Origin of the sequence: Rhodopirellula sp. MGV, from assembly GCF_002251265.1 — a bacterium.
Taxonomy (GTDB): domain Bacteria; phylum Planctomycetota; class Planctomycetia; order Pirellulales; family Pirellulaceae; genus Stieleria; species Stieleria baltica_A.
The window spans coordinates 59,409-83,146 of sequence record NZ_NPDI01000069.1; the positions used below are offsets into that span (position 1 = coordinate 59,409).

Below are 23,738 nucleotides of genomic sequence, written 5' to 3' on the forward strand. Positions count from 1 at the left end.
GAAAGCAATCCACGGAGTGGTTGCCCTCAAATCGTTTCCGCATCGGCCAAGAGCGCCGCGATCCATGTCCCAGGATGCAATCCATTCAGCTTTAAAGAGACTCTTGCTAGCGCAAAGCAAGCGGAAACAGAGTATGTACTCGGCATGACCGAGGGCTGAACCTGAGTCTTTTTAAACACTTTCGGCGCGCATCCTGACGACGTCGAATCGGACGTTAGCAAACCGGCTTCAGGCAAAGCAAGTCGAATCCGAATGAATTCAGAATTCGATTTGCTGTTATTGCCACAGTCGCAATACGCTGACCAAATCATGGTGTTGATCAGTCCACAGCGGGGCGTCACGCAGCATTTGGTCGGTAGCCTTCGTCGCGTCGGCAAGTCCCGGGATCTCAAAGATCAGGTGACCGGTATGGGCGATGATCATCCAGGTCGAATGGGTCGTGCCGATCGAGTCATCTCCAATACCTTCGAGCATACGGCTTTCCAGTCCTGCGTCCGCGCTCAGTCGATGGACCAGCGGTGAAAGTTCCAAATGGTTGTTGGATGTGTGAATGGCAAGGACGCCTTCGTCAGCAAGTCGCTGCTTGTAGAGCGCCATGGATTCACGTGTCAGCAAGTGTGCCGGAATCGCGTCACTGCTGAAGGCATCGAGCACCAGGAGATCGAAACGCTTGTCGGTCATCCGTTCCAGCACCAAGCGGCCATCGCCGACATGGCGGTCCAGTTTGCTGGGACAATCTCGCATGAATGTGAAGTAACGATCGGCGATGTCGATGACGGCGGGATTGATTTCGATTAGGTCATAGTGATCGCTCGGCCGGCCGTAGGTTGTCAGGACGCCACATCCCAATCCGACAATCCCAATCTCCAACTCGGGGCGTTCTTCCTTGAGTGCTTCGAAAACAAATCCCACCCCGCTGCCTTTGCCGTAGTAAGTTGTCGGCTGCGATTGATTGGGGGCGTAGCGTTGCATACCGTGCAGCGTGCTGCCGTGAACCAAGCACAAGCCTAGCGGTTTCTCGCGAACTTTAAGGACACCAAAGAAGTTCCGCTGAGAAGCAATCGTGCGATGATTCGAAACAAGTGCCATGGTGATGATCGGTGTGATCATCACCAGCAACGCACCGAACTTTAGTCGCGAGGCAGCGGCCCAGTCATAGTGGGGCTGCTTCCAGCCCTTGCACGCGAAGAATAGCAAAAACGTTAACGCCGTTACCAAGGCCACGAAGAATGGCAGTTCGGCATGGTTGTTCAAAACCATCGGGCAGATGATGGCCACGATGATCCCACCTAACGCTCCGCCGGCGGAAAGCATGGCGTAGTACAGTGTCAAGCGATTGGTTGCCGGTTTAAGCCGTGCGACTTCACCATGGCATAACAAACACGCGCCGAACAGCATCGTCATGTAGCAGGTTGCCTCGGCGATCAACTGGATGCTGCCGGGCAACATCGTTTTGCCTTGGATCAATGCCAAGGCTGCCAATGTCACTGCTGCGATCGGCTTGGGGCGATACCACTGGGGCGAGTCGAAACAGACGATGAAGCTTGCTAAGTACAAACTCAGCGGCAAGACCCAAAGAAACGGGACAACCGCGATGTCTTGGCAGACATGGTTGGTAACCACAAGCAGCATGACGCTGGCCAGTGCGGGAAGGCTGATCCACGAGACAATTTGCAATCGCGAGATCGGTTGATCGGATCCTTTGTGAGCGACCAATGACGCTGTCGTGTTCTTTCTTTGATGCATGCGAAACAGCCCCACCGCCACGTATCCTTGAACCAAAACGAAGGCCAAGAACATCAATGACCACAATGTCGATTGTGTTGACACCGACAGGACTGGTTCGAAGAGAAACGGATAGCTGAGCAGCGCGAAGAGCGAACCAGCATTGGAAAGCGCGTACAAGCGATAAACACGATCGCTGTCGTCTTGCAGGCTGAGCCAGGCTTGGATCAATGGCCCGGTACTGGAAAGCACAAAGTATGGAAGCCCAACGTGGCGGGCAAGCATCCAAAGCAAATAGAACGTTGGCGATTCGTCTCCCATCGGCTTCCATGCATCGGACGGTTCGATGGGAACCATCAAGGCTGCAGAGCCCAGTAATGTCAGGTGAATGATGGCTTGAAAGACCGGCGTGCAAAACGTTCGCAACAAGTGTGCGTAAAGGTATCCACCAAACAGCAATACTTGGAAGAACAACATGCATGTCGTCCAAACCGCTGGTGTGCCGCCAAACCAAGGCAGCACACACTTGCTGATGATCGGTTGAACTTGGAATACCAAGAACGCGCTTAGCAGCGTCGTGGCCACGAACCATAGGAGCGACCGGCCACCCACAGAATCCGTGACGCCTAATTCAGACGCGTCGGTTTGACTTGGGGGATTGGTTGATGAAGCAACGATCGGTTGAATCGAATCGGAAGCGGATAGCGATTCGTGCGCAGACATTGACGTTGATTTCCCTACGTGCGAGCCAGGTCCAGGACACTCAAGGCAGAATGATCGAGCAAGCGTAGGTTTCAGCTTGTGGTGAAGCAAACTGATTCGTCGGGTTTACCCCTTCGGCGTACTTTCGTTGCCACGTTGGCTTGGTAATCGGCGTTTGATCCACTGAAGTGCCGGCAACACCCTCTTTGGAATGAAGTTCGTCCAGCGATCAAGACTGACAATCAGGTGTTGAAAGTCCAAACGTTCGTTGTACAACGCGTTCAGCAATTCGTTGTCAGGATCGCCACAGCTGTCACAAAGCGAAACGCCTTGGTCGAACATTCTTCGGACGTTGTGCCATTCCAGAAGTGCGCCCGGGGAGTATTGCGAATAGCGTTCATCGAATGCGGTTTTGTAGCAGGCGACGTGATCCGCAGACCGGATGTCGATCAACATCGCGATCGGGTTGCGATTGACGGTCAACCGCGTGATATGCAGTTTTTCCGAATCGATGAGACGGCCAATCATGTCGAGAAAGAAACTCAGTGAGTCATCTTCGCTAGCGAACGCGGTCGACGCATTGCCTTTCCAGCCCGATGCTTCGAGGTCTAAGAACACCTCCATCCAGTCACGGGCTTGGGCGGGCACGGCTGCCGTTTCGAATCGAACGGTGCCGCGGGATTCGAGGCTTTTTAGCGCGCGGCTGAATTTCTTTCGGCGGTTCTTCGAAAGCACACGCTGAAAGTATTCCTCTGCACCACCTGCCGGTCGCAGAGCGGCGCGTTGGAACTGGTCGCGAGTGAAATACGCTAACGACGTCGCAGTGGTCGCTGTTTGGAAAACCGATACGAATTCCGGGTTGGCCGACACCGTGTTTAGGCTTAGCAAGTGGAACCCGTGGCGGCGAAGCGATTTGAAACAGGCCTGCAGCGCATCACCGGCCCAAAACGAATCGAGCAGCGGGGTCGCGTCAAACGCTTCATCCGGTCGCCAGGTTTCGGCGATTCGAATTGGAAGGTGAAATTGCTGTTTGGTCGCAATTGGCATCAGCCCCACCAATTCGTTGCCCCGCTCGGCGACCATCACACGAACCGAGCCGATGTCGATCGCGCGTAACAGCGAGAGCAGGAACTCTGGTTCGTAGCAGGGATTCCGCCAAGGGCAGCGGTCGATGAGCGTCTCCCAACGTGGGACCAAAGCGAGCAATTCGTTGTATCGCATGAAGCGCACGTTGATCGCGGTCTTTGTGGGCGCCGGCCCTAATGAACGCGGTAACGGATCAACGATGGACATTGCGTCGGGGTTGCACTGTGTGGGAATACTGTGGGAATTTTGACTACTCACAGTGAAACCTAGGACGTGGACGCAGGGGTGTCCTTACAAAATGAGATTCGATCGCTAGAGGGGCGACACCGGACTTGGTGTATCAACCATTCCGGTATCGCGTTTTGTCAGACTTGTGCGGGCAATGACGCAATATGAATGCGGGCTCAACGGCCCGGTGACCGTTGATCAGACGGCATTCGCCATCGCGGCCAATTGAACGGTTGCCCTGCCCTGCTCTTTTTCCAGGTAGCCGCGTCCGAATTTAACGTTCACGTGGTCCCACGGAAGCTTGTCCATCATCTCGTAGCTTTCGTGGACTTGTTTTTCGATATCGATCCCGGCGTCATTGATTGCGGTCCACCAACGTTCTGGATCAAGGTACTCGGTCCATCCGTCCATGCGGGCACCACGTTCCCAAGCCAAACGAATGGCGTTACCGGTGCGGCGATCACCGCGGCTGAGCACGCCTTCGAGCAAGCTGGTTTCGATATTGTGACACTTCACGTTGACGCTGCGGATCTGGCGACGATTCCACAGATACTTGTGTGCCCATTTGAAATACTCGCGCCGCTGCATGCCGTTCCATTGGTATGGCGTATGGGCTTTCGGCACAAAATTGGAAACGCTGGCGGTGACGCGTGCATAACGACCACGGACTTCCTTGCCGACCGTTGCGATCGTTTCGGCCAAGTCCACGATCCCGTCCAGGTCGACTTCTCGTTCCCCTGGCAAGCCGCACATGAAATACAACTTGACGCTGTCGAATCCGTTTTGAAACGCGTTGCGGCAGCCTTCGATCAAGTCGCTGTTTTTGATCTTCTTGCGGATCTGTTCACGCATGTCATCGCGTGCGACTTCCGGTGCCAGCGTGAGCGAACTTCGGCGGTCGGTACCAATTAATTGTGGCAGCGAACGTAGCTGATCATTCACTCGCAGGCTGGGCACGCTGATGTTGACGCCCAGAGGTTTGAACACCTCGTGCAGGCGTTTGACCAGCGGTTCGAAGTGCGGGTAGTCGCTGCTAGAGAGCGACAGGATGCTGATTTCGTTGTGGCCGGTGTTGAGGTAGCTTTCCCAGGCGGCGTCAACGATGGTTTCGACTTCACGAATTCGCAGCGGCCGTTTAATCACGGTGCTTTGGCAGAAGCGACACAGGTGTGGGCAGCCACGCATGATTTCGATCGCGATCCGGTCGTGAACGCAATCGATGTAAGGCACGATCGGCGACGTCGGCAACGGGATGCCATCAAGGTCACTGATTACACTTGGTGCGATCGTTGCGGGGACGTCGTCGCGGGTGCGTTTCAAGTCTGCGATGCGTCCGCCGTTGTATTCCGGTTGATAGAACCGAGGCACGTAGGCACAGTCCAGCGACCGGGCGACCTCGGCCAACGCGTCTTCACGCTGTTTACGACCAATCTCGCCGTCGGCAAACGATCCGTCATCGCGTCGATAGCGGTCCTTGAGTTTCAACCACAGGTCGCAGATCGTTGGCAGCGCCGGTTCACCGTCGCCGGTGATCATCACATCGAAATACTCGGCCATCGGTTCGGGGTTCTGGCAGCACGGGCCGCCGGCGACCATCAGCGGGTCCGCCATCGTGCGATCGCATGCTTCCAGCGGAATGCCGCCCAGGTCGATCATCGTTAGCACGTTGGGCGAGCTGATTTCGTATTGCAAGCTCAGCCCAACGACATCGAATTCAGACAGCGCCGTAAACGTTTCTAGCGAGTACAGCGGAATGTCGTTTTTGCGGAGCTGCTCCTCCATGTCCGGCCAGGGCGTGAAGACACGCTCGGCACACCAATCCTCGCGACGGTTCATCAGCGAATACAGCACCTGCAATCCGTGATGGCTCATCCCGATCGTGTAAGCATCGGGGAACCCCACCGCCAGCTTTCCGCGCAGCGTCCGGTGATCCTTGACGATGATGTTTCGCTCGCCGCCAACGTATTGCGCTGGGGTTTGAACGTGGGGCCAGACTCTGGATTCCAGCTGTTTTCGCCGTTTTTCGTTGATCATGCGGGACGCACAGTGATTTGCGGGAGTGGGCAGTAAGACTGCGAACGCCTAAAGTGTGACTGCTAAGGGACTATTTTTGCAAGGCAAACTCAATTGACGTAGGCAATCCACCGGTGAGTGAATTTGAATCTGTCGGAAAAGTCAGTGATTTCGAGAAGGGACGTGGACGAGCAGTTCCTGTCGACGGCCGCATGGTGGCCGTATTTCGACAAGACGATGGTCATTGGTATGCGATCGATGACCTCTGCCCACACATGGGCGCGTCCTTGGCAGAGGGGTACGTCGAGGGCAATTCGGTGACCTGTCCGTGGCACGCATGGCGGTTTTGCGTGGCCGACGGAACTTGGGAAGACAACCCGCGAGTCAAAGTCGATTGTTTCGAGGTCAAGGTCGAGGGCGACGAGGTCTTTGTCCGTGAAAAGGAAAAAGAGTAGCGGCTCGGCAGAAACGTTTGTTCTGCCGGAGCGACAACGCAGCCGGCAATGACTCTGCGGCTTAATCTGACTGCCAGAGCAGCTTAGACTTCGAAGGTCTCGCCGACTTCGAGCGCGATGCCCATCGCATCGGTTTCGGCGCGAACGGCAGCAGCCCAGTGGGCGGCGTTTTGTTCGATCGGAGGCCAAGTCCCGTAGTGTGTCGGCAGAGCGATCTTTGGCTCGATGATTTTGATCGCTTCCAAACTGTCGCGGATGCCCATCGTGTACAAGTCGCCGATGGGCAGCACCACGATGTCGACGCTCTTTGCGTACCAACGCATGTCGCTAAAGAAAGCCGTGTCGCAGGCGAAGTACACGCTGCGATCGCCGAGCTTGAGCACAAAACCGGCCGGCGATCCGCCGTTGCTGCCATCGGGCAACATACTGCTGTGAATCGCAGGCACCATTTTGAGCGTGCCATCGGGGAGGTCGATTTGTCCGCCGATGTTCATGCCCAACACATTTGAAAGGTCGTGCTTCTCTTGGAACCACTGCGCAATTTCAAAGTTGGTGATGATCTGGGCGCCCGATTTGGCGGCGACGGGAGCGACGTCCCCGACATGGTCAAAGTGGCCGTGGGAAACCAACACATGAGTGCAGTCGGCGAAGTCGTCTGCGCTGACCTGGGCTGCCGGGTTGTCGGTAAAAAACGGGTCGAGCAAGATCCGCATCGATTTCGTTTCGATGTACCAGCTGGCGTGCGACAGCCATGTCAATTTAATCATTGGATTTCCGCGTCGGTTGATGAACGTCCAGTTAACAAGTATCCGTAGCAGGTTATCGGCTCGTCACCGACAACTCAGTACTCTTCACCACGTAATCGGGCAATCTCCATCGCATCTTTATCACCGCGACCTGAAAGGCAGACGACGAGGTTTTCGTCCGGCTTCATTTCACCGGCCAATTTGATCGCTTGGGCAAGCGCGTGACTGGATTCGAGAGCCGGGATGATGCCTTCGGAGCGCGCCAATTTGTCAAACGCTTCCATCGCGTCGCGGTCGCCGCATTGCACATAGTCGACGCGTCCGGTGTCTTTCCAGTAGCTGTGTTCGGGGCCGACCCCGGGATAGTCCAAGCCTGCGCTCATGCTGTGCACGTCACAGGTTTGGCCGTCGTCGTCTTGCATCACGTAGCTGTAACTGCCGTGCAAAACGCCCGGTGAGCCGAAGGTCATGGGGGCGGCATGGTCACCGGGCGAACTGCCGCGGCCGCCGGCTTCGACCCCGACCAAACGCACATCGTCGTCTTCGATAAACGGATAGAACATTCCCGCAGCATTGCTGCCACCGCCGACACAGGCGACAACGCAGTCGGGCAGTTTGCCCAGCAGGGTGTGCGATTGGTCACGGGTTTCGCGACCGATGACAGATTGAAAATCGCGAACCATCATTGGGAACGGGTGTGGTCCGATCACGCTACCGATGATGTAGTGCGTGTCTTCAACGGAAGACATCCAATCCCGCATCGCCTCGTTGACGGCGTCACGGAGTGTGCGTGATCCGCTTTCGACCGGACAGATTTCGGCGCCCAGCAATCGCATGCTGAACACGTTGGGCTTTTGTCGGCGGATGTCCTCCGAGCCCATGTAAACCACACAAGGTAGCCCGAAGTGGGCACAAGCGGTGGCGGTCGCCACGCCGTGCTGTCCGGCGCCGGTTTCGGCGATCACGCGTTTTTTACCCATCCGCAGCGTCAGCAGGGCTTGGCCGATGGTGTTGTTGATCTTGTGCGCCCCGGTGTGGTTCAAATCTTCGCGTTTGAGCCAGATCTGTGCCCCACCACAGGCATCGGAAAGTCGTTTGGCATGATAAAACGGGCTCGGCCGGCCGACGAATGTTTTCAGCAGGCCGTTGAGTTCACGCTGGAATTCCGGGTCTTTCTTGGCAATCTCGTACTCTTCGGCGAGCTGATCGAGCGCGCGAGTGAGTGTCTCGGGCACAAATCGGCCGCCAAAATCGCCAAAACGGCCGCGTTGATCTGGAACTGACGCCGAGGCGGCACCAGTCGAAGGGGCGGTACTCATACTGCTATCGTTTGGTGTAATTATTTTTTCGTTGGTTCGGCGTGGGGACATGCCGAACGTCTTTCGCAACACATCTTCCCCCGCTGAAGTCCCGTGGTCAACGCAGCTAGCTCCAAGCCGTCGAAATCCAGCGCGTTGCCGTCTGTTTCAGGTTCACGTACGGCGTCTTCAGGTTCGGAGTCTTCACGTTCAGTGGCGAAAGTTCATTCCGAGTCCAAGGTTAAGTCAGAACTCCAATCGATGCCAATCCATACCGTCATGGGCATCGACTACAGCGGCGCGGCCAAAAGTGGCCGAACCGCATGGGCGGCGGAGCTTTCCCGGTTGGGGGAGGGTGACGACGGCGACCCGCCGTTTCGTTTGGTCTCGCTGCAGCCACTCGGACGACTCGCCGCAAATGACGAACGCGAACGCGTCAACGAATATTTAACGGACCGCATTCGGGTTCAAAAGGAAACCGTCTGGGGATGCGATTTCCCATTTGGGCTGCCGATCGAACTCGCGTTGGGAACGTGGAAGAACCAGCTGAAATTGGTTTCGCAGTTCAACGGCACGGCCAAGGATTTTGGTTTGAACCTCGTCGAAATTTCGAAAGATCAAACGGGGGCTCTGCACGTCCGCCGGCAAACCGATCAGGACACCAAGACACCGTTTGATTGTTACCACTACCGGATCATCTATCAAACGTTCCACGGTATGCGTGATGTCCTCGCCAATTTGATTGCCGATCCCGGAGTCGCGGTTCTTCCGTTTCAATACAACCGAAAACAGGCGGTGCCGTTACGATCGATCGTGTTAGAGGCCTGCCCGTCGTCGACGCTGAAACGGATGAGCTTGCCGTATCGCAATTACAAACAATCGGGAGGGCAATCGCCGACGGAGGCACAGCGAGGTGTGCGGCGTGAAATCCTGGCCGGAATTCGACACTTGGTGGAAATTTCGCCGTATCGTCGTCGTTTAATGTTGAACGATCCTGGTGGCGACGCGTTGGATGCGGTGCTGGCTGGGGTCGGGGCTTGGCAAGGGTACGAGCGCGCCGATCACCATCAGATTGCATCGCACCAACGGTACCCCAAAGAAGGCTACGTTTACTGCTAGTTTGGTTCGACGTTCGAATGAATTGTATCTATGCCTGAGCTACCTGAAGTCGAAACGATGCGTCGCGGTGTGCTACCGATCGTCGGTTCGCGAATCGTCGCTGCAGATTGCCCGCCGTGCGAGCGTCGTCCGATTTTAATGCGGCCTTCGATCCGGACGATCGCGCGGCAGCTTCAAGGCCGACGCATTGAACGTGTCGAAAGACTGGGCAAACGCGTCATCTTGTGTATTGAAGGTGAATTGTCGGTCGTGATTGAACCACGGATGACGGGGTTGGTGTTGCTTGCCGATCCACCCACACGAGAGCACTTGCGGTTTCGTCTGCAGTTGGAACCGTCAGGTGCGGCTTTCGATGCCCCTCGCGAATTGCTGTTTTGGGACCGGCGTGGATTGGGCACCGTTCGACTTTTCAAAGGAGCGGAACTGGAGCAGCAGGTGCGGTCGAAATTGGGGCAAGATGCATTGCTGATTGATGCTGAATCGCTCCGTGAGAAACTGAACCGCAGCCGTCGCGCGATCAAGGTCGCGTTGCTTGACCAGTCCGTCGTGGCTGGGATCGGAAACCTCTATGCGGCTGAGTTGTTGTTCTTGGCCGGAATCGATCCGCGTTCACGCTGTGATCAATTGACCAAAGCCCAGTGGAAACGAATCGTCATGGCGACACGAGTGGTGCTTGAGGACGCCATCGCACATGAAGGCAGCACGTTATCTGACGGGACGTATCGCAATGCGTTGAATCAATCGGGCGGCTACCAAAATTACCACCGCGTTTACGATCGGGCCGACGAGATCTGTCCCCGTTGTGGCGAGGATTCGATTCGCCGCATCGTTCAGGCCCAGCGAAGTACGTTTTTTTGCGGCGTCTGTCAGAAAAAGAGGGGGTTACACCCTGATGTGGCAGAAATCGAAGTTTCGACTTCTTTGGAATAGACGATACACTGTGCGGACACCGTCTGCGAAACGCGTGGGCAATCCGCAGGTTTCGCCAAGCAGGCCCGTTTGAGGGGGAATCAGAAATGAGCAATAAACTGTGCCGACGAAATTGGATGCGCGGCTCTGCGTCCCTGGCTGCGGCCGGTCTGCTCTTCGGGCGTCGAGCACAGGCTCAGTCCCAGCGCAATGCCGCTTGGGAGACTTCCACACAGAAGGGACTCGCTTGGCTGCGGCGAACACAGTCCTCACGAGGACACTGGAACACGCAGGTCTATCCGACGGCGATTGCGGCGCTCGCCGGGACCGCGATGATTGGCAGCGGTTCGACAACAACGCAGGGGCCCTATGCCAGCGAAATCGCACGGACCGCCGATTTCCTGATCAGCAAAAGCAGAAGCAACGGACTGATCGGTGACCCGCAAAGCGACCAGCGATACACCTACGGTCACGGCTTCGCGATGCTTTTCCTCTCCCAGGTGCTCGGCGAAGAGGGCCTCTTGGATCGCCGCAAAGAAATCGTTGATGTACTGACTCGTGCGGTGCAATTTAGTGGCTATGCACAAACGGCCGCCGGTGGCTGGGGCTATGTCTCGGCAGCAGAAGGCAATGATTTTGACGAAGGTTCAACGACGATCACTCAGGTTCAAGGACTGCGCGGCTGTCGCAACGCCGGGATCCCTGTCAGCGGTGACGTCATTGATCGGGCGAAAACGTATATCTACGACTGCAAAAACAAAGACGGCGGGATCAGCTACAGCAGTCGACAGCGCGGGAACAGTCGTCCTGCGATTACCGCGGCTGCTTTGGCGGCGCTCTACAACGCCGGTGACTACGACAGCGACCATGTGCCAGAGATGTGGCAATACGCCAAAAAGGAACTGCACGGCATCAGTGACGGTGCGCACAGTTTTGGCCACTGGCATTACACGTATCTGTATTACAGCCAGGTGGTTTATCGCCAAGGCGAGGAGCTTTGGAAGCCGTTTCGTGTACGGCTCTATGACCGAATCGCGAGTGAGCAGCGCTCCGATGGGTACTGGGAAGGCCAGATCCATCCGGTATACGTCACCGCGTGCAACCTGATCATGATGCAGCTCGATTACGGATACTTGCCGATCTACCAGCGTTAACGGATCGTTAACGCCGGCTGACAAGTCGTCATCGTATCGCGACTATTTTGCCGAGATATCAAACGCGTAAAGCAGGTCTTGATCGCGAATGATCAGTTTGCCACCTGCAACGATTGGGTGTGCCCAGATCGCGCCTTGTTTTCGCGGTACCGACGTTTCTTGAGGAAGCGTCATCTTGCCAACTTGGTTGAAGCCTTCTCGTGACGGTTCGACCAACAAAACGCTGCCGTCTTTATCGCCATAGCAGTACAGTCGACCGTCGGCGTAACAGATTGAACCGCTGTTGTTGGGGCGTGCACGTTCGAACCACAACGCTTGACCGGACTCGAGATCCTGCGCCATCCAGCAACCGCCGTTTTGCTTGGTGAAGCCATAGATCACACCATCGACCAACACGACACCGCCGTGATGGTTTTCCATCGATTTGCTGTTGAGTGCGTAAACCGAAATCGCGGTCAGTCCGTTGTCTGCCGGAACCAGGCGCAGCAGCGTGTTGCCAGCACCGTAGGCACTGGTGTGGTAAACCAAGTCGCCGGCAACGATTGGCGTTGGGATGACGGCGATGTTGTTTCCGGTGGTTGAATCCTCGAATAGTTTTTTGCCAGTTTGGGCATCAAAGCCGACCAATCCTGGTTTGCTGGCTGTGACATAAAACGAAACGTTGCCGACGGTCCCTTTGATCGGTGAAACGTATTCGGCAGACGCGCTCATCTCCTGCGATCCCCAGACCTTTTCGCCGCTGTTGCGATCCAGTCCGACTAGAAAGTTGGCTTCGCCAGGACAGACAATCACGCGGTCGCCGTCGACGAGCGGCGATGCGCTGTAGCCCCAGGTTGGGATCTTTCCGCCGAACTTCTCGACAAGGTCAACGGTCCATTTGACGTCGCCGGTATGGCGATCCAGTGCGGCAACAACGCCTTTGTCGGTCAAGGCAAACACCTGGTCACCGTCGACCGTTGGGGTGGAGCGCTGGCCGGCTCCCCAGCCGGTGTTGTAATCGCTGTCTTCACCTGCCGGGCCGACCGATTTTGACCAGCGGGGCGTTCCGTCAGCCATCGAGAAGCAATAAACGTACGCTTCGCCTTCACTGGAGCCCATCGTGTACAGCGAATCGCCGACTACTGCACAGGCCGAATACCCGGTGCCAAGATCTTTTGCGGACCACGCCAGGCTGGGACCGTCATCGGGCCACGACTTCAACAGCGATTGAGGTGCCGCATGTCCGTCGCGATGAATGCCGCGCCATTGAGGCCAGTCAGCATCCTGGGCATTCACGATCGTGCAAATGCAGGTGATTGCGACCAAACAGATCAATTGAATTGATTTCATCAGTGTATCGGGGAGCGGCGTTAAGGCGAGCTTAGTGGAAGGCCCCTATCATAGCCAAAATTACGGCGCAGCAAAAACTGGCATTTGTTCTCCCCTGACTGGCGTATCGGATGGTTTGTTATCCCGCCGGATTGGTTTCTGACATTTGCAGGTGAACCATGTCTTGGTAACGCCCCCCTTTGGCGAGTAGTTCGTGGTGTGTCCCTACCTCCACGACGCGGCCATCCTCCAAAACAATGATTTTGTCGGCGTTGCGGATCGTGCTCAGGCGGTGCGCGATAACGAACGCAGTGCGGTCCTGCAGAAGTCGTTCGAGCGACTGCTGGATCAATTGTTCGCTTTCGCTATCCAGGTTGCTAGTCGCTTCATCAAGGATCAGGATCTTGGGGTCAGCCAGGATCGCTCGGGCGATCGCCAGACGCTGTCGCTGTCCGCCGGAGAGCTTGACACCGCGTTCCCCGATCACGCTGTCATAGCCCTTGGGCAGTTTCTCGATGAATTCGTGAGCGGCTGCTGCGGTTGCCGCGGCAACGATTTCCTCCGGACGACAACCTCGTCGGGCGTAGCTAATGTTGTCCGCGATCGTTCCGTCGAACAGGAAGACGTCCTGTTCGACGATTCCGAGCAAGCTGCGGTACGATTCCAGATTGATTTCGCGTAGGTCTCGCCCGTCGAGGAGAACACTTCCGTCGGTCGGGTCATAAAACCTTGCGATCAGATTCGTTAGCGTTGTCTTCCCTGCCCCGCTTCGCCCGACCAGTGCGACGGTCTGGCCTGACTCGATATGGATCGAGACGTTCTTGAGCACTTCGGTTTGAGTCTCGGGGTAATGAAACGTGACGTTTCGCAGTTCCAGTTCTCCTTCGCTGCTTTGCCGGCTGACATGAACCGCGTTCGGATTGGTCGGCAGTTCGCTATCGCTTTCGAGGACATCCAGAATTCGATCGAGTCCTGCCAAATTGTTTTGAAAGCCGACCGCGCTGGCGGCGATGGTCGCCAAAGGATCCAGCAACATGGTGAGATAAACCAAGAACATCATCATGTCGCCGAGTGTTAGTTCGCCGTGGATGATTTGGTATCCGCCATAAAGCAGCAGTCCCGTCGATGCGATCGGGATCAAAACTTCCCAGATCGTTTCGATGATCCGCGTCCACCACCAAGTGAAGAGTTGTTGGCGAACCAGGAATCCGCCTTCGTGGACAAAGCGGTTCGATTCGTTGCGTGATCGGGAAAAGGTCCTTACCACACGAATTCCGCCAAACGTTTCGGTGGCATTGGAATCGATGTGTTGACGCTGTTTACGGATGTCGCGATACAGCGGACGAATTCGATTGATATACGTGCGATGTGTCACCCAGACAATCGGCAACAACAGGAGCCCGCCAACCATCAATTTCCAGTCGACGAAGACCAGGATGATCAGACTGCCGACAAACTGTACGATCGCCCGCCAAGGGTTGTAGAGCATCGAAAAAATCAGCTCTGCGACTCCGCCTGCGTCTTCGCGGATCAGACTGGCAACCCCGCCACTTTTCAGGTCATAGACCTTGTCCAACGGCAGCCGAATCGCGTGTTCAAAAACGTTTTTTCGGATACCAATCTGAGCTTGGTTAACTGCTTTGGTACCCGTCCAGCGGCTAAACAGGTGCACCACCGTTGCGATGGCGGTGGTCACCACCACGGCGATCGAAATCCACAGCAGACGCGTCATCTTATCGCTCGGCAATACGATCCCATCCAAGTACGCCGGCAGCGGTTTCGGCGGATCGGTCAGCACACAGTCGATGGCAAGTTTGGTTCCTAGTGGCGGGATCAACCTTAGTCCGATCGCAATTGTGAGGAAAAACAACGCGACCGAAATCTGGCGTCGGTGTGGGCGAACCAGCCGCCAGAATTCTTTGATCAGTTCCCAAAATCCGCGTTCACGATTGCCCAGTTTCTTCGTGGGTGTCGATGAGCCGTGGAAGCCTCCCCCACGCTGTGAACGGGGCTGTTTCTCCGTATTGCGTTTTCGGACGGTGTCTCGATATTCGCGAAATCGATCGCGGCTAGGTTGTATGGACATGCATTATTGGTATGGCCCGACGATCGGCTTGGCAAGTCCATGGCATGGTCGTCAATCCTAGAATGCCAGTCGATCGTGGATTTCAATCTTGATTGTCGTGCTGCTACGGAAGCAATTTGGCGGAGGCCCGCTGAAAATCTTCACGACTTTCGAAGTAGCTTGCCGGTAAAACGATTGTGGTCGAACCGGTCTCGGTCGCGAGTACAAGTGTTTGATCGACACTCAGACGCTGTCTCAATGAGTCCAGCGGAAATCTCAGCAACAGGCTGCGATGGTCAAACCACAGCTCATTTCCGGACAGCGCGCCGGCGATTTTGACATCACGGTTAACTTTGATTGTCAACCAAATGCTAAAGAGTAAGAACGCGACTTGAGGCAGTACCAGTGCGACTAAGCGAACGGGGCCTTCGCCGATATGGTTCAGCTGGTGTTCAAACACGGTCCACAAGATCGACGCGACCAGTGCTGCCAGCAGTGCTCGCCACAACCCAATCGCCCAGGCCAGCATCGGAGTGTTGGCAGGGCGGATACGGTAGTCTGGCAAGATACCCGCAACCGATCGGCGGATCGCTCGTCGAGCTTTTTTTTCCGCCCTGGTCGAAACGACGAGTGGTATTGCGTCACGTTTGTAATCGGGAAAAGCTTCTGCCGCTTCTGCCGGGATTGATTCCAAATCGAGGGCAAGCGGTTGTTCACTCGACCACTGTGCGATGTCACTGACGAGCGCGTCAAAGATCGCACGTTCGTGCTGTTCCGCAACCCAGTCACGCATGACAAGTACGGGGCTGGAAAATCCAAGGTTCAACAGCCACGCGGAGTCACACACGGTCGCTTGAACCTGGCGCCACGAACAAAAGATTTCCAGTTCGCGTGCGTCACGGGTTTGCTTTTCTACCGACAAGCCAAATTCATTAAGGCGGATCGTTGTGCTGCCACCCAACGGCGGATCTGCGAGTACAAAGCGGCGCGCATTGAGTGTTGTCAAAATCAATAGCAACGCCACGAAAATGCCGACCACGACGAGGAAGCACGCGACGAGCGTCAGGTTGAGCGAAGACAATGTTGGAAATCGAACACTGTTCAAATCCAAGAGGACGATTATCGGCAACAAGATCAGCAGGACAAATGAGATTCCCCACCACGACGTTTTGGGACGCGATTGAATAACGTCGGATGTTTCGGGCAACTGGCAGGCCTTGGCCAAGCTAATCGCGTCGGCTTCATCAACCGATCCGGTGATCATGGTCAAGCCACCGTGATACCGTGGCGTTACCGCCGCTTCGGTCGTCGAAGAATCAAGTGACGAAGGGTCACTCGGCGGCTGGTACGGGTTGGTCGACATACGGGCGGGAAGCGATCGTCAAGCGAAAAGTCGTTTCATCGAGCGGCTCGATCGGTACGCCTAACTGTTGCAGGTATTCAAGGGCGCCGGGACGATGATCGACAATCAGTGTAATCCTTTTTTCGCGCAGCCACTCGATCGCCTCTTCTTTCGCATTGTCGGACAACGGCTGTCGATCCAGAAAGTGATAAAACCAATGGCGATCTTTTAGAAACGAATCGCCACGACGATCCCACGCAAACGCTTCGACGTAGCAATCCGGCCAGTAGCTTCCCGATCGCACCCACCAGTATTGTGTGGTGGCGGATAGGTCCAGCAGCAGCACACGATCGCTGTCTGACAATGCCTGCGGCTTTCGATCGACGAGTGTTCGTGAAGGATCAATGCCTTGCCAACTCGCAAGACGTTTTATGGCGTCGTGCTGTTCATAGTCGAGCAAGCTGTTCAGCCCGCGTACCGACGTGATCGGCGATGCAATCTCCAATCGTGAGAGCAAACAACTGAGGCCAATTAGGGTCATGATTAACCAATGCGCTGGCCTTCGAAGCTGACGAGGAATAATCAAACTGCCGGCGATCGCGACTGTCGTCAATGCCGCCGGGTATGCAAACCAATGCAGACGCTCGTAGCCTCCGCTGATATGTGGGGCGCGCGTCAGAATGAAAGGGCTGACAAACCAGATACCCCACAGCCCAATGATGCTGATTGTGGCAAATAAAACGTGCATGTTTCCGATTCGGCGACACAAACGCATCGCCAATAGGACGAGCCACGCCCCATGCATCGCGAGCAGCAACCCGCATCCTAAAATCACACTTGGTTTCAAAGTGAGTCGTTCGCCATCGTACGCCAGTGTGTCCGACGGCAAATCAGAGTTCGGAATGGTGTTGTAGAAGCCAACCCAGTAATGCAGCGGTCGATCATCCAGTGACTGCTGGTAATCCATCAAGATAATTTCACGAATTTGATCGTGGTTCCCTTGGGCGTCTCCAATGAAAACGACGGCGGTGAATAGTACGCAAACGTATCCGACAATCGCGAGCGCCCGTCGCGGTTGAAAACGACATGACGTAGCAAGGGCAAGTAGCAACGGAGTGATCAGCAAAAGCAGATACACCGCAGTGAGCGGATGGAAACGCACGATTGCGGGGCTCAGCATGAACAGGGGTACGATGGCACGCGAGCGTCCACGCACCCAATGAAGTGACAGTACCGCTACCGCAGGGATCAGCCAGAACAACGCAAAGTCTTTGTCCAGTAGCAGGTTGTTGGTGATGCGAAACGAATAGTTAAACGCGTTGAAGTTTCGAAACCAAAAGAAGACAGGCCCGGCAATCGCGAGGATGCACAGCGGCAAGTCAGCGCGATGTAGCGATAGCGTCCTGACAAAACAGGCCAAGCAAACGATCACGCTAAAGGCGACCGGTATCGTGAGGTATCGCTGCAGGACCAAGTCAACCGCGATGCCACTCGCTTTGCTGAACAAGCTTGGTAACAAGTGGAAATAGTGTGCCCGCCAGCGAGGCATCGGTTGGTCGACGTCCATTGCGGTCATTCCGATGGAAGAAACCTGCAAGCTGGACGACAGCGTCATATCCTGTTGTTGCAATATGAATTGATGGATGTCATTTGATCGTGGTGCTTGATACACACACACCGCAAGAACGATCGCGGTAGAAATCAAAGCGACCTGTGTTGGCAAGATGCGCAATCGCATCGGTAGCCATTGCCGAAGCTGAATCGCACGGTTCGTGATTGCAGCCAAACTGATGCCACACCAGCAAACAAGCATCGCCTGCATGCCCTGTCCCAGCCAACTGAGTCCTGCGACCGTGACCGCGTAGATCGCGATCGACGAAATCATTCCGCCGCAATAGCGTGTCAGGATAGACGACGTACGGCCTTGCCATTGCGGAGCGATCAGCCAACCGGTGGAAAGAAATGCCAGCCATAGCGATTGCAACCTAACATCGGCAGCATTCCCACCGCCAATCACAAGCGTGCCCAGTAGCAGGCTCGCATGGATGCAGAAAAGCGGTGCGAGATCGCGAATCAATAGCATGACAACGCGTTACAGTTTCCTGGCTTCGCTCGAAAGCTCGCGGAGCATTGCTGAGAGGGAATCTTCGAGTGATTGCATCAGCGGGTCGCGTTGGCCCTTGGGTGGGCGACCGGTGTCGACTTTGATCGGATCGGTAAATTGGATGATTGCTTTCAGCGGGATCGAGTGGTCAGCTTTGCCGTTGACGGTTTCTTGCATTCGCTGAATCGTTTCAACAATCCGAGTGTCCGTGACCTGGTCTTCCGTCAAGTAGCTGTCAGGGTACGACGACAGGTCTTGTGCCAGATCTGCCGAGTCGACATGGCGGCGCAGTTCCTGTTTGACTTCGGGGCGTTGGCCCTCGCTGAAGAAACGGCTGGATGCTGCCGCTCGGATGTTGCGGACGCGTTCACGAACGACATCAGAGGTATTGTCGATCGACATCTGCTGTTCGGTGATCGTCAGGATATGTTCGATCAGCGTGTCACGGCGTTCTGGAAGTGGTCCGCCGCAGGATCGCCCGTAGTACTGCGTTTCCTTCAGGGCAAGCATCGCTTCGGCAAGCTGAAGCGTGCGTGCGCGAATGTCACGCGTTGGCATGTGGTTCCAGCCGATCTGCATTTCGAAACGATCGAGTTGTTCATGGGCCCAGTGATCAATCTTTTCGACGCAGACGTATTTGATCGCGACCGGTTGCATGTAAACATCACCGCTGCCCGCCGTCGCCGCGGTTTCAGGATCATCCTTGCGTTTCCGTCTGCGTTTGGCTGCGGTGCGGGCCATGAAGGCGACGCCATCGAGCAGCGGTTTCAGTTCATCGTTGGTTCGGTTTGTTGTACCTTCGGGGAACACGATCAGTGGGCGGCGTCCTTCAGTCAAAATCTCGATCGCGGCTTCGAGTGCTTTGCGATCGTTGCCTTCACGAAAGACTGAAAAACCACCCATTCGTCGAATCGCGAACGAGTCGAGTGCACCTTCGTTGAACAGGTGCCAAGATGCCATCGCGTGGACGTGAAATCCGAGTTGGCGGCCGGGCCAGCCCAAGACCAGTGGGTCCGCGTAGCGACAGTGATTGGGAGCTAGCAGGATCGAATGTCCGTCATCGATTGCTTTCTTGCAGTGTTCGATGCCGCGTAGTTCGTAGCCGACCACGCCTTCCTTGCGTCGCAAGTAATAATCGTATAACCGCAGACGTTGGATGACCCAAGGCCACACTGTCGAGCGGATCGGAGGGATAAATTCGTAGGGCCGATCGAAGACGACAGTCATGCTTCAGAAATCTTGGCGAAAAACGGAGTGGAGTTCGACGTAACACTACGACGCCGTTTATGAGGTGGTGTGCCGGCACCACGCCAAGAGTTTAGAGAGCCTTGGGCAAGCTGCCTATTGCGCGACTTCGGTTTGCGTCGGCGGTTGTTGTGAGGTGGCTTTCGCCAAAATGAATCCCAATCCGACCGCGACAACAAAGAACGCGAGCAGCAACGACCCGATCAGCCATTTGTCGGTGCCCGGTTGTCGTTGCGAATTTCGGCCGCCCTGTCCGCGAGTGGCGGGGGCGTTGCCGGATCGAACACCCGAGCGGCCGGTACCCGATCGGCTCGCTGCCGAACGATTCGATTTTCCCGATCGTCCGCCCGCGTAACCGGATTCCACCTGTAGGTCCAGGAAACTGCCTTCGCCAAAATCGAAGTCCCGACGGGCGACGTTGACCATTTTCCCGCTATCGCTGCTGCTCAGTCCTTCGTTCTGGATCAAGCGACTGCGGCTGCTAGCCAATGTGTCGTTGTTCTTGTTCGAGACGGTATCGCCGCCGGTATTGGGCGGACGGAGATCGGCATCATCGAGTGAGATCGATGACGATCCGTCGTCGATGTATTGGCTGTTTTCACCCAAGCCGATGGTGACCTTTTGGCCGCGTGGGACTTTTGCCACGTAACGCTCGAGGACTTCGGCAACGTCGTCGGCGGTCTGGTAACGAAACTTAGGATCCTTTTGGATCATCTTGACGCAGATGCCTTCCAGTTCACCCGGGACATCGGGGCGGATTTGGCGTATCGGCTTCGGCATCTCTTTTTGATGCATCGCGATCCGCTGAGCCAAGGTGCCTTGGTTGAACGGCGGCTGGCCGGTCAACACGTAATACATAGTGCAGCCCAGGCCATAGATGTCGGCACGGTGGTCGACCGAGTGACTGTTGAGTGCTTGTTCGGGAGCAAGGTAGTCGGCGGTACCGAGCACGTTCTCGTTGTTGGCAACGGTCAGCGACTCGTCGTCTTCGGCACCCATCAAGGCCAGGCCCATGTCCAGCAAGCGGACGACGTGTTTAGAGTCGAGCAGCAAGTTGGCTGGTTTGACGTCGCGGTGGATGATCCCTTTGCTGTGTGCATGCGACAGACCGCGTGCGGCTTGTGCAATCACGTCCGCCGCGGTCGAAGGATCGAGTGGCCCGTCACGTTTAACAAGTGCTTGAAGGTCCAGCCCGTCGACATATTCCATCACGATGTAGTGCACATCGCCTTCGTTGTCGATGTCGTGCGCTAACACGATGTTGGGGTGGTTTAGCGAAGCGATCGCTTTTGCTTCGAGCTGGAACCGTGCCAAGTAAGACGAATCACCAACGCGTTTCTTTGGCAAAACCTTGATCGCACGTCGGTCATGCAGCCCCGTGTGTTCGGCCAAATAAACGCTGCTCATTCCGCCGGTGCCGATATGCCCGAGCAACTTGTACTTGCCGAGGAAGAAGCCTTTGTATTTTCCGGCAAGAAGCTTCTCGAGATGCCATTCGGTCAGCAGGCCTTTCTTTTGAAACACGCGGGCCAGCGTTTTTGCATCGGAAGGCAGCTTTCCGCCAAGCTGTTCGCGAATTTTTTCCACCAGCCGCGCTTGTTTGGTCGGGTCGACCAAGCGACTTTTCTCGATCAGTTCCAGGAACTTTTCAGGAGATAGGGTGGACATAGGCGGTCAGGGTACCAAACCCTCCGTGCGACAGGCCAATTGTGTTTTCAACGAACATTGATCGGTTCGTTTAACGCCGCCGCGAAGGTTTGTTTCCAGGGTCGAAAAGTTTGCGAGTCGAAGTCTAAGCGACAACACTATGCCGAGGAGAGTCAGGTGTCGTCGAGCTGACGATTTTTTTCAGAAAAGTCGGGCTTTCTAGTTCGCACGCAAGACAGACCCTATCGTAACTCCCCGCCGCTAACTCAGCATAATGAACTTCTGGATATTCTGGACGGACAAGGTCCGCTTGGTGTGATTGCAGCGATTGTTGGTTGGTCGTTTACAGATCGGGCGTAGGTCAGTCTCCCCTACTCGGATCGTGTTTTAGTCGACAAGGGTTGTTTGTCTTCCCTGGCTATGTTCCGCTGACTAGCTGACAGCGCGCGAGGCGTTGGTAGCAGGGTTCGTGCCCCCCGTTTTAGTTTTTCACACGTTTTCAGTTCCCAATACCGTCAAGTGCAACGTGGACCATCATTCTGGCCAATCGATCTGTCACGGCGGCGAAGCAGGTAACGTTTCGAAACTCGGAGCGGAGATGAAACTCGGCCACGTGACACTTGGCATCATGGCCAAGTACTGGCAGCCCACTGCGGTGAAAACTCGCTTGGGTGTCTCGATCGGGATGGCAAACGCGGCTCGGCTGCACCAGTTGTTCTGCGCACACCTCGTCCGAAGCTTGGCGGGGGCTGCCGAACGGCAACAGCTCGTGATCGCTCCGGCAGAACGACATTCCGATTTCGTTGGATGGCTCGCCGCGATCGGATTGGATTCGCAATGGGAACTTGAGCAGCAAGTCGATGGAGATCTCGGTGTGCGGATGCGGCACTGGTTCGAACGCTGTTTGGATGGTGAACCGTTGGGCGCGAGTCGTTGTCCAGCACGTGTCTTGATTGGTGCCGATTGCCCGCTGGTTTCACCAGCAATCATTAACGACGCTTGGCAGCAGTTGCAGCAACATGATGTGGTACTCGGCCCCGCCGAAGATGGCGGTTACTATCTAATCGGGCTACGCGGTTGGTCGACACGATATGAAGGTTTGTTTCAGGGCATCCATTGGAGTAGCGAGTCGGTGTTTGAGCAAACAATTCAACACGCCGAAAAGGCTGGCCTTCGCGTGGCAACGTTGCCAATACAGAGCGATGTCGATACAGAAGACGACTTGTTGCGACTGAGGCAGACGCTCGACCATTCGACTGATCGCATGTTGCAAGATTTAGCGGAACAAATTGAACGGATTCTCGCAGGTGGAGAATAACTGAGTGGGAGAAACAGCAATCGTTGTCGGTGCGGGGGCGATCGGAATGTCGATTGCCTACGAGCTTGCCAATCGTGGAATTACCGTCACGGTTCTCGAACGCGATGCCGTATTTGATCATGCGGCTGAGTCATCGATCCGGCGGTCGGCCTCTTCGTGGGCGGCATCTGGAATTCTGCCGCCGGCGAATTTCGAAACGGCAACGGATCCGATCGACCGTTTGCGAGGACTAAGTCACCAGCTATTTCCCGAATGGGCGCAGCGTTTCATTGATGAGACCGGCATCGATTGCGAGCTGGAACGTTGCGGCGGTTGGTACCTTGCCGACACGCCTGGCGAAACCGCATCGATGATGGGGATGGTTCATTATTGGCAAGAGTTGTCGATCGAGTGCGAACATCGGTCTTTGGAGGACCTCGCCAAGCATCAGCCACTGATGCAGTCTTGGGCGTCAAATGTCGACCGTGCACAAGCATGGTGGGTTCCCGACGAATATCAAATTCGGACGCCGTTGTTCCTCGATGGATTGACAGCAGCATGCCGCGCGAAAGGCGTCGCCTTGGTCGATCGTGTACGTGTGTTGGACTTCGATGATGGTGGGCAGACTGCCAAGGTGTTTGTCGAACGACATAGCGGCGGTTTAGGTAGTGACTCGTTAAACACCGAACGTGTGACCTTTGAAGCCGACCTTGTGGTGGTTTGTGGAGGATCGTGGACGGGGTTGGTTTCGCCACGGTTGAAACTGTCTCGTAGTGTGATCCCGATGCGTGGGCAGATCTTGTTGTTGGACATGGGAGAGCGAAAACTGACCAGTGTGCTGAACTTTGGGAACCGTTACATCGTTCCGCGGCAAGACGGGTTGGTGCTGGTCGGTTCGTGTGAAGAGGAAGTCGGTTTGCAGCACGGGACGACTCCCAGGGTAATGAAGGACTTGCGAGACTTTGTCGCAACGGTTTGCCCCGAGTTATCGCGAGCGACGCAAGTGACCGCTTGGTCGGGACTGCGTCCGATGACGTTCGACGGATTCCCAATGTTTGGAAAGTTGCCGGATCATTCTGCGATTTACGTCGCTTCGGGGCACTACCGCAGCGGCATCCATCTGGCTCCTGCGACAGCGGTTTGCATGGCAGACTTGATTGCAGGCAAAGCACCGCCGCTGTCGTTGGAACCGTTCTCGGTCGGCAAACAGCAATCGCACCCGACGCAGCAGCAATCATTGGGAAGCGGAACTTAGTCCGTCGGGCTTTCGCGTTCGGAAGGGATGCCTACAATCC

Annotated in this window: 17 protein-coding genes; 6 read left to right on the forward strand and 11 right to left on the reverse strand. The window is 55.7% G+C overall.

Annotated features, from left to right (window positions below; all coding sequences use genetic code 11):
- Positions 1 to 276 precede the first annotated feature (276 nt).
- From CGZ80_RS23890 to CGZ80_RS23900, 3 genes are all read right to left on the reverse strand, one after another.
- Positions 277 to 2,448: a spermidine synthase gene (locus tag CGZ80_RS23890; RefSeq protein WP_094418190.1), complete on the reverse strand. Its 2,172-nt coding sequence runs from the start codon at positions 2,446 to 2,448 to the stop codon at positions 277 to 279.
- 105 nt (positions 2,449 to 2,553) lie between these two features.
- Positions 2,554 to 3,648, reverse strand: a complete 1,095-nt coding sequence (locus CGZ80_RS23895; protein WP_158222835.1) for a GNAT family N-acetyltransferase — start codon at positions 3,646 to 3,648, stop codon at positions 2,554 to 2,556.
- A 291-nt stretch (positions 3,649 to 3,939) separates the two neighbouring features.
- Positions 3,940 to 5,775, reverse strand: coding sequence for a TIGR03960 family B12-binding radical SAM protein (locus tag CGZ80_RS23900; RefSeq protein WP_094418192.1), 1,836 nt, complete (start codon positions 5,773 to 5,775; stop codon positions 3,940 to 3,942).
- A gap of 113 nt (positions 5,776 to 5,888) precedes the next feature.
- Here CGZ80_RS23900 and nirD point away from each other — a divergent pair, with 113 nt between their 5' ends.
- The gene (nirD, locus tag CGZ80_RS23905) at positions 5,889 to 6,209 is read left to right on the forward strand and encodes a nitrite reductase small subunit NirD (RefSeq protein ID WP_094418193.1); all 321 of its coding nucleotides are present in this window, start codon (positions 5,889 to 5,891) and stop codon (positions 6,207 to 6,209) included.
- Positions 6,210 to 6,292: 83 nt separating this feature from the next.
- Here the strand turns inward: nirD and CGZ80_RS23910 are convergent, their stop codons facing one another.
- Positions 6,293 to 6,976: a metal-dependent hydrolase gene (locus CGZ80_RS23910; RefSeq protein WP_094418194.1), complete on the reverse strand. Its 684-nt coding sequence runs from the start codon at positions 6,974 to 6,976 to the stop codon at positions 6,293 to 6,295.
- 74 nt (positions 6,977 to 7,050) lie between these two features.
- Entirely contained in the window at positions 7,051 to 8,274 is a 1,224-nt protein-coding gene (gene trpB / locus CGZ80_RS23915; protein ID WP_094418195.1) for a tryptophan synthase subunit beta, read from the reverse strand.
- 240 nt (positions 8,275 to 8,514) lie between these two features.
- Here trpB and CGZ80_RS23920 point away from each other — a divergent pair, with 240 nt between their 5' ends.
- The 3 genes from CGZ80_RS23920 to CGZ80_RS23930 all read left to right on the forward strand — a co-directional run bounded on the left by CGZ80_RS23920 (position 8,515) and on the right by CGZ80_RS23930 (position 11,435).
- Positions 8,515 to 9,372, forward strand: a complete 858-nt coding sequence (locus CGZ80_RS23920; RefSeq protein ID WP_094418196.1) for a DUF429 domain-containing protein — start codon at positions 8,515 to 8,517, stop codon at positions 9,370 to 9,372.
- Between the two features lie 30 nt (positions 9,373 to 9,402).
- A complete protein-coding gene (mutM, locus tag CGZ80_RS23925) occupies positions 9,403 to 10,302 on the forward strand; it encodes a bifunctional DNA-formamidopyrimidine glycosylase/DNA-(apurinic or apyrimidinic site) lyase (protein ID WP_094418197.1) in 900 nt (299 codons plus the stop codon).
- Positions 10,303 to 10,388: 86 nt separating this feature from the next.
- A complete protein-coding gene (locus CGZ80_RS23930; protein WP_094418198.1) occupies positions 10,389 to 11,435 on the forward strand; it encodes a prenyltransferase/squalene oxidase repeat-containing protein in 1,047 nt (348 codons plus the stop codon).
- A gap of 42 nt (positions 11,436 to 11,477) precedes the next feature.
- Here CGZ80_RS23930 and CGZ80_RS23935 read toward each other — a convergent pair whose 3' ends face one another.
- The 6 genes from CGZ80_RS23935 to CGZ80_RS23960 all read right to left on the reverse strand — a co-directional run bounded on the left by CGZ80_RS23935 (position 11,478) and on the right by CGZ80_RS23960 (position 21,167).
- Positions 11,478 to 12,764, reverse strand: a complete 1,287-nt coding sequence (locus CGZ80_RS23935; protein WP_094418199.1) for a PQQ-binding-like beta-propeller repeat protein — start codon at positions 12,762 to 12,764, stop codon at positions 11,478 to 11,480.
- A 118-nt stretch (positions 12,765 to 12,882) separates the two neighbouring features.
- A complete protein-coding gene (locus CGZ80_RS23940) occupies positions 12,883 to 14,829 on the reverse strand; it encodes an ABC transporter ATP-binding protein (RefSeq protein ID WP_094418200.1) in 1,947 nt (648 codons plus the stop codon).
- A 103-nt stretch (positions 14,830 to 14,932) separates the two neighbouring features.
- On the reverse strand, positions 14,933 to 16,171 hold the full coding sequence (locus CGZ80_RS23945; protein ID WP_094418201.1) for a hypothetical protein: 1,239 nt from the start codon (positions 16,169 to 16,171) through the stop codon (positions 14,933 to 14,935).
- Positions 16,140 to 18,233, reverse strand: coding sequence for a hypothetical protein (locus CGZ80_RS23950; protein WP_094418202.1), 2,094 nt, complete (start codon positions 18,231 to 18,233; stop codon positions 16,140 to 16,142). Before CGZ80_RS23950 ends, CGZ80_RS23945 begins: the two co-directional genes overlap by 32 nt.
- A 9-nt stretch (positions 18,234 to 18,242) precedes the next feature.
- Complete coding sequence (locus tag CGZ80_RS23955; protein WP_094418203.1) at positions 18,243 to 19,481, reverse strand: lysophospholipid acyltransferase family protein; 1,239 nt, start codon at positions 19,479 to 19,481, stop codon at positions 18,243 to 18,245.
- A 114-nt stretch (positions 19,482 to 19,595) separates the two neighbouring features.
- Positions 19,596 to 21,167 carry a serine/threonine protein kinase gene (locus tag CGZ80_RS23960; protein WP_094418204.1) on the reverse strand — a complete coding sequence of 524 codons (1,572 nt, stop codon included), beginning with the start codon at positions 21,165 to 21,167 and terminating at the stop codon, positions 19,596 to 19,598.
- Positions 21,168 to 21,672: 505 nt separating this feature from the next.
- Here CGZ80_RS23960 and CGZ80_RS23965 point away from each other — a divergent pair.
- Both CGZ80_RS23965 and CGZ80_RS23970 read left to right on the forward strand, forming a co-directional pair.
- Positions 21,673 to 22,464, forward strand: a complete 792-nt coding sequence (locus tag CGZ80_RS23965; RefSeq protein WP_094418205.1) for a TIGR04282 family arsenosugar biosynthesis glycosyltransferase — start codon at positions 21,673 to 21,675, stop codon at positions 22,462 to 22,464.
- Positions 22,465 to 22,468: 4 nt separating this feature from the next.
- Positions 22,469 to 23,698 carry an NAD(P)/FAD-dependent oxidoreductase gene (locus tag CGZ80_RS23970; protein WP_233148633.1) on the forward strand — a complete coding sequence of 410 codons (1,230 nt, stop codon included), beginning with the start codon at positions 22,469 to 22,471 and terminating at the stop codon, positions 23,696 to 23,698.
- Positions 23,699 to 23,738: the final 40 nt, after the last annotated feature.